Raw genomic sequence first — 9,961 nt, 5'->3', positions numbered from 1 at the left:
CTGTTGACGCTGCACGGCACCACGCTCGAAGCGACCGCCGAGGGCGCCTCCCGCTTCGCCGAATGGGGCATCGACATGTCGGTGCAGAAAAGCCGCCGGCGCCGCTTTGCCTGCACCTGCCCCGACTGGAGCGAGCGGCGCCCGCATCTGGGCGGCGCGCTCGGCGCGGCGCTGCTCGACTCGTGGTCTGCACACGGCTGGGTCGAACGGAGCGAGCGGCCGAGAATCCTGCGCATCACGCCGGCGGGGCATCGTCATTTCGATGCGTTTCTCGCGGCGTGAGCGGATCGGCAGCGCCGGACCTGCGCGCCGATAGTCCGCCAATGAGCCGGCGAATCGCGGCGCCCAACTCGCGGTGGAACGCGCGGCGAGACCTTTTGTTACACGCCCGTGAAGTGGCCTTACAAAAGTGCGGGCCTTGAAACAGATGCCACGGGTAGAGTGACTTAAGGACACTGACGGACCGATGCGGTTTGCCGTGTCCGCAGGAGATAAGTCATGAGAACCGCCACCGCCCGCGGCCATTTGCGGCACCGTATTCCGGGTGACACGCTGATCGCGGCCGCCGTCTTCCTGGTCGCCTCGCAAGCGTCGTGGGCGCAGGACGTCCAGCCAGCGCCGCAGGACGCCGCCGTCATCCAGGACGCCGATCCGCCGGGGCGCATCGCCCGCCTGAACTACACGGCGGGCGCCGTGACCACGGAGCCCGCTGGCGCCACCGACTGGTCGTACGCGCAGATCAACCGTCCGCTCACCACCGGCGACCAACTCTGGAACGATCAGAACGCGCGCTCCGAGCTGCACATCGGCTCGACCGCAGTGCGCCTCGGGCAGTCCACCAGCCTCGACGTACTCAATCTCGACGACAACAGCGCGCAACTGAAAGTCACCCAGGGCACATTGTCGACCCGTGTGCGCGAACTGCCCGCGGGTTCGTCGTATGAGATCGATACGCCGAACCTCGCGCTCGGCCTGAACGGTCCGGGCGACTACCGCGTCGACGTCGCACCCGACGGCAGCAGCACCACTGTCACGGTGCGCAGCGGCAGCGCGACCGTCTACGGCGACGGCGGCCAGGTGCCCGTCACAGCCGGCCGGCAGGTCCGCTTCACCGGCACCCAGCTGCAACAGCTCGCCGACGACCAGGTACCCGGCCTCGACAGCCTCGACCAGTGGGCCGTCAGCCGCGATGCCGCCGAAGACCGCTCGGTGTCGGCGCGCTACGTATCGCGCGATATCCCCGGCTATCAGGATCTCGACGCCAACGGCACGTGGCGCGACAGCCCGCAGTACGGCGAAGTGTGGGTGCCACGCGCCACGCCAGCCGGCTGGGCACCCTACCACGACGGCCACTGGATCTGGCAGGCGCCGTGGGGCTGGACATGGGTCGACGACCAGCCGTGGGGCTTCGCGCCGTATCACTACGGCCGCTGGGCTCAGCTCGACGACACGTGGGCATGGGTGCCCGGACCGGTCGAGCCCGACGCGCAGCCTGCCTACGCGCCGGCGCTGGTCGCGTTCGTCGGCGACGACGAGGACGCGGGCGGCGTGGCCGACTGGGGCGTGAATCTGGCGATCGGCGGGGTCGTGGCGGCCGGCGTCGCGTGGTTTCCACTCGGCCCCGGCGAGCCGTGGCATCCGCATTGGGGCGGGCGCGACCACTGGAGCCCCGGGTACTACAACCGCGTGAACCGCACGACGACCGTCAACAACTACAACCGCCACCTGGACGTCCACAACACGTACGTCAACTATCGCGCGCGCGGCGGCCTGACGGCGATACCAGCGACGGCGTTCCTGCACGGCCAGCCGGTCGGACGATTCGCGCAAAAGGTCGACCCGCGCGAATGGCGCCATCCACGGATCAACGCCGGCGGGCCGGGCATCGCGCCGGTACGGGAGAGTTTCGGGCTGGGTCAGCGCAATGCGAATTACCGGCCGCCGGCGGGGGTCGCGGCGCGGCCGGTGGTCGCCACGCGCAGTCCCGCGCTGCCCGCCGCTTATCACGACCGCCTTGCGCAGCGTTTCGCGCAAGGCGGCGCGCGGGTGCCGGGCGGCGGCCAGCCTGTCGTCAGGACTTCGGTGCCGGCGCAGATGACCGCTGGTGCAAGCGCACTGCCGATGCGCAATGTTCGGATCGTGCAGTCGCATATCGCGGGGAGGACGCCGGGTGCGGCGCCGGGTGCGCCGGTGCCTGGGGTGTCGGCGGGCGTGCCGCAGGCTGGACAGCGGCCGGGCGGTGCCGCTGCCGCGCTCCCGCGCGCGGCTGAGCCGCAAGCGCGTCTGAGGATGCCGCCGCAGGTCGTCGACAATCAGCGTCCGCGGCAGGCGGGCGAAATGGGACATGCGTCGGCTGGCGTGCCGCGGCCACCGCAAGCGGGCGGCGGTAATCCGGGAGGTGGTCCGCAGCAGCGTGGTGGCATGCAGGGTCAGGCTGCACGCCAATCGGGCCTGGGGCACGAGCCGGTGTGGACGCAGCCGCATACGCCGATGGCACTGCAGGCGCAGCAGCGTAGCGGTCCGCAGGGGCGCCCCGGACAACTGGGTGTCGGGCAGCAACAGCCCGGCATGCAGGGTGGTGATGCGGGGATGCAACCGCATGGCATGCCGCGTTCCGGGGAGAATCTGGCGATGCAGCAGCAAGGGCGTCAGCGGGGATTTCAGCCTTCGCCGCAGGCGCAGGCGCCGAGCCAAGCTCAGCCCCAAGTGCCGCGGCCCACGGACATTCAGGCGCAGCAGGCGCGTCAGAACTATCGTCCCGCGCAGGTGCCGCAGGCGGGGGCGCAAGCTCGCCCACCGCAAATGCAGGCGTCGCGTTCCGAATCAGCGCCGCAGCAGATGCAGCAGCCGCGTCCTGAACCGCGGCCGCAGCAGGTCCAGCAGTTCCGTCCTGAACCGCGGCCGCAGCAGGTCCAGCAGTTCCGTCCCGAACCGCGTCCGCAGCAGATGCAGCAGCCACGTCCCGAACCGCGGCCACAGCAGGTGCAGCAGCCACGTCCCGAACCGCGGCCACAGCAGATGCAGCAGCCACGTCCCGAACCGCGGCCGCAGCAGATGCAGCAGCCACGTCCACAGCCGCAGCAGCAACGCGCCGACCAGCATCCGGGCGGCGGCAATCGGGACGCGCATCACAAAGGCTGAGCGCAGCCGTGCCCTGCTATTCCTTCGCCCAAAACCGCGGCCTCCGGCATAAGCGCGAGCGCAAAAATAACCCCCGCGACTCACATCGCGGGGGTTTGACTAACGCCGTGCCGAAACGACCGCCGACGCGCTCACACAGCCATCGGCGCCGTCAACGGTTCATGATGCCGATAATCCACCAGCGAGAAATCCGCTGGCTCGATCTTCTCCAGCCATTCAGGCTCGTACACGCCGGTTTTCGCGTACTCCGGCACACGGTCCGAGATCGCGAATGCCGGGCTCTCGTAAGGCTCGCGCGTGAGCTGCTGCTGCAGCATATCGAGCTGGTTCTCGTAGATATGCGCATCGCCGATGAAATACGTAAACCAGCGCGGCGTAAAACCCGTCAGGCGTCCGACCAGATGCAGCAATGCCGCGCCCTCGGTCAGGTTGAACGGCGTACCGAGTCCGACGTCGTTGCTGCGGATATAGAGGCACAGGGAGATTTCGCGGCGCGCGACGTTCGGCAGGAACTGATACAGCAGATGGCAAGCCGGTAGCGCAATCTGATCCAGCACCGCCGGGTTCCACGCGTGAAACAGAATGCGCCGATCGGCAGGGTTCTGCATGATCGTGTCCAGGCACTGGCGCAACTGGTCGATCGCCTTGTAAAGCAGCACCTTCGGCGCGCCCTTTTCCTCGAATTCGGTCACCACCTGGAAGCCGCGCGCGCTCGCATCGGCTAGCTGGGCGCTCGCGCCGGCATCAAGCACCTTGTACGCCGGCCACTGCCGCCACTGCACGCCGTACACGTCGCCGAGATCGTCCGGGCCTTCGCGATACGGATTGGCGAGCCATTGCGGATTCTGGTTGGCGTTCGCATCCCACACCTTGCAGCCGAGCTCACGAAAGTCGGCGGCGCTGCGCGATGCGCGCAGAAACCCGATCAGTTCGCCCACCGCCGACTTGAACGCCAGCTTTTTCGTCGTGACGGCGGGAAATCCCTGCTGGAGATCGAAGCGCAGCATCGCGCCCGGCATGCTGATGGTGCGGATGCCGGTGCGGTTCTCCTGCCACGTGCCGGTGTCGAGAATCGTGCGGACGAGGTCCAGGTATTGTTTCATGCGGGTTCCTTCGACGAGGCGCAGTCACGGTCGATGCGCGCGCCTCGGGATTGAGCGGAAAACCCGATTTTAACAAGCACAGCCCATCGACGCCCGGTCGCGGCGTCGTCACAGCGTGAAAATATGGGGGAAGGACAAGCAGCGCGGGCCGAAGATCCGAGCGAGTGCTTCGCAGGCGTGCGGCTCGCGGGCGAGGATGGCTTCGCGAGGGGCACGCTTCACGAAGCGCGTGTTCAACAAACACGGCGCAAGCACCATCGCCGGAATCCGGCCAGGCCCGGGCAAAGCCCCTCGGGGCCCGTTGTCAGCATGCACAAGGCAACGCGGCAAAAGGCAAAGGGCGCCTGGAAACCGGGCGCCCCGACGAACCGCTAAAGATGCGGCACCGACGCCGGCAAATCCCCATGCGGCGAGGACATCGGCTCGCCTTCCATATGACGCATCCCATGCGAGCACAGCAGCCGGTACAAAGTCACGCGCGAAATGCCGAGTTCCTGCGCGGCGTCGCCGAGCCGCCCGCGATGGCGCAGCAGCGCCAACTCGATCGCCTGACGCTCCGCCGCCTCGCGCGCCTGGGCGAGCGACACCGGCACGATTTCGACGTACTCGGCCAGTTCCAGATCGCGCGCCGTGATCGCCCGGCCCTCCGACATCACAATGGCCCGCCGCACGCGGTTGATCAGCTCGCGCACGTTGCCGGGCCAGCCATAGTTATGCAGCGCCGCGATCGCGTCCGGCGCGAAGCCGCGCAGACGGCGGCTTGCATCCTTCTTGAACCGTTCCAGCATGTGACGCGCCAGCAGTTCGATGTCCTTGCCGCGCGCGCGCAGCGGCGGCTCGTCGATCTGCAGCACGCATAGCCGGTGATAGAGGTCGGAACGGAAACGCCCTTCGATCATCGCGGCGGTCATGTCGACGTGGGTCGCCGAGATGATGCGCACGTCCACGTCGATCGCGGCATGGCCGCCGAGGCGCTCGACCTTGCGCTCCTGCAGGAAGCGCAGCAGGCTCGCCTGGCTTTCGAGCGGCAGGTCGCCAATTTCGTCGAGAAAGAGCGTGCCGCCGTTGGCCGCCTCGACCCTCCCGATCTTGCGCTGATTGGCGCCGGTGAACGCGCCGCGTTCATAGCCGAATAGCTCCGATTGCAGCAGATGCGGCGGGATCGCGCCGCAGTTGATCGGCACGAAAGGCGCATTGCGCCGCGCCGAACGTTCGTGAATCGCGACCGCCGTCAGCTCCTTGCCGGTGCCGGATTCGCCCGAGATGAACACCGGCGCGTCGGTCATCGCCACCTTGCGGATGGAACGGAATAGCGCGAGCATCGCATCGCACGAGCCGACCATTTCGCCTTCGGCGCCCTGCGAGCCGTCGTTCGACGCGGGTTCGCCCAGCGAGATCATGCCGTAGGCGTGTCCGACCGAATCGACGATCCGGTCGCCCGCATAGGGCACGGTCACATAGTCGAAACAATAATCGCGCACGAGCCGGCGCAATGCGGCGTCCTGCAATTGGCCAGCCGTGGTGGCTGCCACCCAGCCGACATTCGGCATGGTCAGGCAGGATTCGAAAGCGGTGATTTCGTGCGGCTGGAAATCGCTGGAGAGATCGAGCAGGCCGCCTGCCGCCATGCCGGTGCGAACCGCCCGGCGCACATCGCGCGCCGATCCCACGACTTCGACATGCCAGCCGCGCTGATGAAACCTCGTATGCAGTTCCGCGCTCGGATCGCGTGAAACATAAATCAGTTGCCGCGTTGCGGATTCCATTATTCAGATCCTCTCGTCAACGAACGTTAAGGATGACGCACGCACCTGAACCGCAATTCAGACACGCTGACTCGTTCGGGATTCGCGAATAGCAAAAACCGAACGGCCATTCCATTCCGTGCGGACAGCTGATCCCCAAGAAAGCGGCGTGTGTGTGTTTGAGACGGCCCGTTATCGGCTTTTTTAAATCTGAAGCTGTTTTCGAGAGCTTACTATACGCGCGCCGCTTGGAAAACAATTATGCGAATTTAATGCGGAACCTTTTACCAGCATGGTTTGGCGGTCTACACCGGTTATTCAGCCGACAAATAAAACACGGTGGAAGCGCTTTCCCGGCGTTCGCTCGACGGTAATTCGTATCGTCTGCATTAACGATTTTAGGTATTTTGTGCCGACCGTTTCAGGGTTGAAACATTTCGTCTGATTTCAAGAAAGTTATTCCGAGCTTCGCAGGCCGCATCGCGTCGTATCAGGGGATTGCGACCGATGGCACACGTTTCGCTAAATGCTGTGCACCAAGGACATACACCATGCGAATCGCTTTGCGCATTGATCCAGTTACTCGCTTTGCACCGCGCGGGGTCCTGCGCGCCGCGACCGTTCTGATCGCCGCGACCGTTCTGATCGCCTCGTCCGTCGGCGTCCACGCTCAGATTGCTCAGGCGCAATCCGCCGATGCCGCTCGCGCCCCACTCGCCGGCAACACGCCGGACACCGGGCCTATGCCGAATCCGGGAACACCAAGTCATTCGACGACCCGCTGCTCTCGCCACGACGCGGCGCAGTCGGCATGATGATGGTGGCCGCGACTCCACAGTCGCTGCGCGGCAACCGCGGCGGCCGGGTGACGCTGTGGGACGAGATCGCGCCGCCATCGCCGCTGCCATTCCGGTCGACGCCGCGCGCTCGGCCCACGGCAACGTCGCCCGATACCAGAGAAAGTAGCGCGGACAGGTTAACGATGCAAACCGGTGGCGGCTCCTAAACCCGACACCCGCAGCAGACGGCACAAAACAGAATAAAGGACCGAGACATGCCCCCTTCACTCTGAATGCGTCGGTCGGCAACGGGTCGCTCTCGGATGTGATGGCAATGTCGGGGTGACCGTCGCCTCGGGTATCGGCAACGTGCCGAACAACAGTCTCGCCGGCGCCGTGACGACGCGACAGCAGCAGTTCGACTTCAACTGCGGTGTGGCGGCGCTCGTCACTCTCCTCAAGTTCGGCTACCACAGCGATATTCCGGAGACCGAACCGATTCGCCGGATGATGGTTTTCTCGACGCCCGAAGTCGCCGTCAAGAACGTTTCTCGATGCTCGACATGAAGAACTTCGTCGAGACCATCGGTCTGCGCGGCCGCGGCTTTCGCGTCGATGTCGACACACTCCACCACTTGCGGATTCCCGTCATGGTGCTGATGAATATCGCCGGGTTCGAGCATTTCGCGATCGTCAAGCATGCGCAGGACGGCCGCGTGCTCATCGCGCAGGCGCCCTTCGTCGCGGTTAACTGCGGCGCGATTGCGCATCGTCTGCTGCAGTCCGAACTGTTCGACTACGAGCGCGGCGCGTTCATGGGCGCCAATCAGCGCAAGATCGGCCGGGTCGCAGCGGCCGACGGCGGCGCGCTGCTGCACGACGAAGGCGATCTGCCGCTCGATAACCAAGCCAGCCTGCTACGCTTTTGCAGGAAAGCAAGATCGAGCGACTCGGCGGACGTAAATCGATTCCGGTCGATGTGCGGATCATCTGCACCACCAGCCGGCGCGGCTGCGGGTGGCAAGCTGCGTGCGCGCAGGCGCGCGGCGCGGGGAACCGCTGGGCGGAGCCAGCCGGCCCGTCAGGTAGAATCGATCCGGTTACGTTCCCCTTACCACTCGATGACGACGCTCACCCTGATCGTCGCTCGCGCCAACAACGGCGTGATCGGCCGCGACAACCAGTTGCCCTGGCGACTGCCCGAAGACCTCGCGTTCTTCAAACGCACCACAATGGGCGCGCCCATCATCATGGGCCGTAAGACGCATGAATCGATCGGCCGGCCGCTGCCCGGACGCCGCAACATCGTCGTGACGCGCGATGCGACGCGCCGCTTTCAGGGCTGCGATGCCGCCACGACGCTCGAGGACGCGTTGCGCCTCGCCGCTCAGGATCAGGCGCCGGAAGCGTTTCTGATCGGCGGCGCGCAGCTGTACACGGAAGGTTTGCGGCAGGCGGACAAGTTGATCATCACCGAGATTTCGGCGGACTTCGACGGCGACGCCACGTTTCCCAAGCTCGACGATAACGAGTGGGAAGAAGTTGCGCACGAGACGCATCGCGCGGATGCGCCGAACGACTTCGACTATGCGTTCGTCACGTATAAGCGCAAGCACGCCTGAGATCGTAAGGCCGCGAGTCCGAAGCGGCCGGCGCCTTTACACTACGCGTGCCGGGGCGGCTCCATAAACAACGCCATGCAAGGCTTTGCGTGGCGTTGTTTTATCGCAGTGGCCCCGCCGCGACGTGGCCAAACCCGCTGACCGCTTACTGCCCGGCGATCGTCATCCGTTCGATCAGGACCGAGCCGGTCTGCTTGGTGCCGCGCGTGATCGTATCCGCGCCGATCGCAACGATATGGCGGAACATCTCCTGCAGCGTGCTCGCCACGGTGATCTCCTCGACCGGATACTGGATCTTGCCGTTCTCGACCCAGAAACCCGACGCGCCGCGCGAGTAATCGCCCGTCACGTAGTTCACGCCCTGCCCCATCAGTTCGGTCAGCAACAGACCCGTGCCGAGCTTCTTCAGCATCGCTTCGAAGTCGTCCTCGGGACGCGTGTTCGAGCTGCGCAGCGACAGGTTGTGCGAGCCGCCCGCGTTGCCGGTGGTCTTCATGCCGAGCTTACGCGCCGAATAGGTGGACAGGAAATAGCCTTCCACCACGCCATCCTTCACGACCGAACGCTGCTGGGTACGCACGCCTTCTTCATCGAACGGCGCGCTGCCCATGGCGCGCACCACGTGCGGATCTTCGACGACCTGCACGTGCGGCGCGAACACCGGCTTGCCGAGGCTGTCGACGAGGAACGAAGTCTTGCGATACAGCGCACCACCGCTCGTGGCCTGCACGAAGGCGCCGAGGAGGCCTGCTGCGAGCGGCGCTTCGAACAGCACCGGCACCTTGCGGGTGTCGAGGCCGCGTGCACCGATGCGCGAGAGCGCGCGTTGCGCCGCATAGCGGCCCACCGCTTCCGGGTCGGCCAGGTCGCCGGCGCTGCGGGTCGACGTGTACCAGTCGTCGCGCTGCATGTTGCGGCCGCTGCCCGCGATCGGCGCGCACGCGATGTAGTGGCGCGAGTACGGATAGCCCGCGAGGAAGCCGCGTGAGGTGGCCAGCACGAACTGCGAATGCTGCGCCGACACGCTCGCGCCTTCCGAATTCTTGATCTGCGGGTCGGTTGCGAATGCGGCATCTTCCGAGCGGCGCGCGATTTCCACCGCTTCGTCGGCGGACAGATTCCACGGGTGGTAGAGATCGAGATCGCGCGGTGCGGTCTCGAGCAGCTCGGCTTCGGCGAGCCCGGCGCAGTCGTCTTCCGCCGTGAAGCGCGCGATGTTGTATGCCGCCGCGACCGTGTCCTTCAGCGCTTGCGACGAAAAGTCCGAGGTGCTCGCATTGCCGCGCTTGTTGCCGATGAACACCGTCACGCCGACCATCTTGTCGCGATTGTGCTCGATCGTCTCGACTTCGCCGCGCCGCACGGACACGGACAGGCCGTCGCCCTCGGAGATTTCGGTTGCCGCGTCGGTGCCGCCGAGCGACTTCGCGTGACGAAGGATGTCCGAGGCGATTTCCTTCAGTTCATCCTGGGTATGCGGAAAAAAGCGCTGCTTGACGTCCATGTCTGCTGCCATTGTCGTTGCCGTCCTGTTCGGGGCCGAGCGGCCCAAGGTGTTCGCACATGCCACG

General features: G+C 65.8%; 7 protein-coding genes and 2 pseudogenes. 6 read left to right on the top strand and 3 right to left on the bottom strand.

What is annotated here, in order from left to right; genetic code table 11:
* A pseudogene (locus CIC12_RS32005) lies at positions 1-282 on the top strand (transcriptional regulator); the annotation flags it as partial.
* A gap of 216 nt (positions 283-498) precedes the next feature.
* On the top strand, positions 499-3,141 hold the full coding sequence (locus tag CIC12_RS32000) for a DUF6600 domain-containing protein (RefSeq protein WP_168670479.1): 2,643 nt from the start codon (positions 499-501) through the stop codon (positions 3,139-3,141).
* Between the two features lie 131 nt (positions 3,142-3,272).
* Here the strand turns inward: CIC12_RS32000 and CIC12_RS31995 are convergent, their stop codons facing one another.
* Entirely contained in the window at positions 3,273-4,244 is a 972-nt protein-coding gene (locus CIC12_RS31995; protein ID WP_168670477.1) for a thymidylate synthase, read from the bottom strand.
* Positions 4,245-4,615: 371 nt separating this feature from the next.
* Positions 4,616-6,010 carry a sigma-54 dependent transcriptional regulator gene (locus CIC12_RS31990; RefSeq protein WP_168670475.1) on the bottom strand — a complete coding sequence of 465 codons (1,395 nt, stop codon included), beginning with the start codon at positions 6,008-6,010 and terminating at the stop codon, positions 4,616-4,618.
* Positions 6,011-6,540: 530 nt separating this feature from the next.
* Here CIC12_RS31990 and CIC12_RS33805 point away from each other — a divergent pair.
* The 4 genes and pseudogenes from CIC12_RS33805 to CIC12_RS31970 all read left to right on the top strand — a co-directional run bounded on the left by CIC12_RS33805 (position 6,541) and on the right by CIC12_RS31970 (position 8,390).
* Positions 6,541-6,804, top strand: a complete 264-nt coding sequence (locus CIC12_RS33805) for a hypothetical protein (protein WP_342030596.1) — start codon at positions 6,541-6,543, stop codon at positions 6,802-6,804.
* Positions 6,805-7,110: 306 nt separating this feature from the next.
* Positions 7,111-7,335, top strand: a complete 225-nt coding sequence (locus tag CIC12_RS33970; RefSeq protein WP_194248386.1) for a hypothetical protein — start codon at positions 7,111-7,113, stop codon at positions 7,333-7,335.
* 161 nt (positions 7,336-7,496) lie between these two features.
* Positions 7,497-7,768: pseudogene (locus CIC12_RS32840) on the top strand (sigma 54-interacting transcriptional regulator); the annotation flags it as partial.
* Between the two features lie 121 nt (positions 7,769-7,889).
* Positions 7,890-8,390, top strand: coding sequence for a dihydrofolate reductase (locus tag CIC12_RS31970; protein WP_168670473.1), 501 nt, complete (start codon positions 7,890-7,892; stop codon positions 8,388-8,390).
* Positions 8,391-8,535: 145 nt separating this feature from the next.
* On the opposite strand, the gene pmbA is transcribed toward CIC12_RS31970, so the two are convergent.
* Positions 8,536-9,906, bottom strand: coding sequence for a metalloprotease PmbA (gene pmbA, locus CIC12_RS31965; protein ID WP_121315355.1), 1,371 nt, complete (start codon positions 9,904-9,906; stop codon positions 8,536-8,538).
* Positions 9,907-9,961: the final 55 nt, after the last annotated feature.

The sequence above is a fragment of the Paraburkholderia sp. SG-MS1 genome, from assembly GCF_012275575.1.
Lineage (GTDB): Bacteria > Pseudomonadota > Gammaproteobacteria > Burkholderiales > Burkholderiaceae > Paraburkholderia.
The sequence above is the reverse complement of the archived record's forward strand: the minus strand, read 5'-3'. Positions and strand labels throughout refer to the sequence as shown.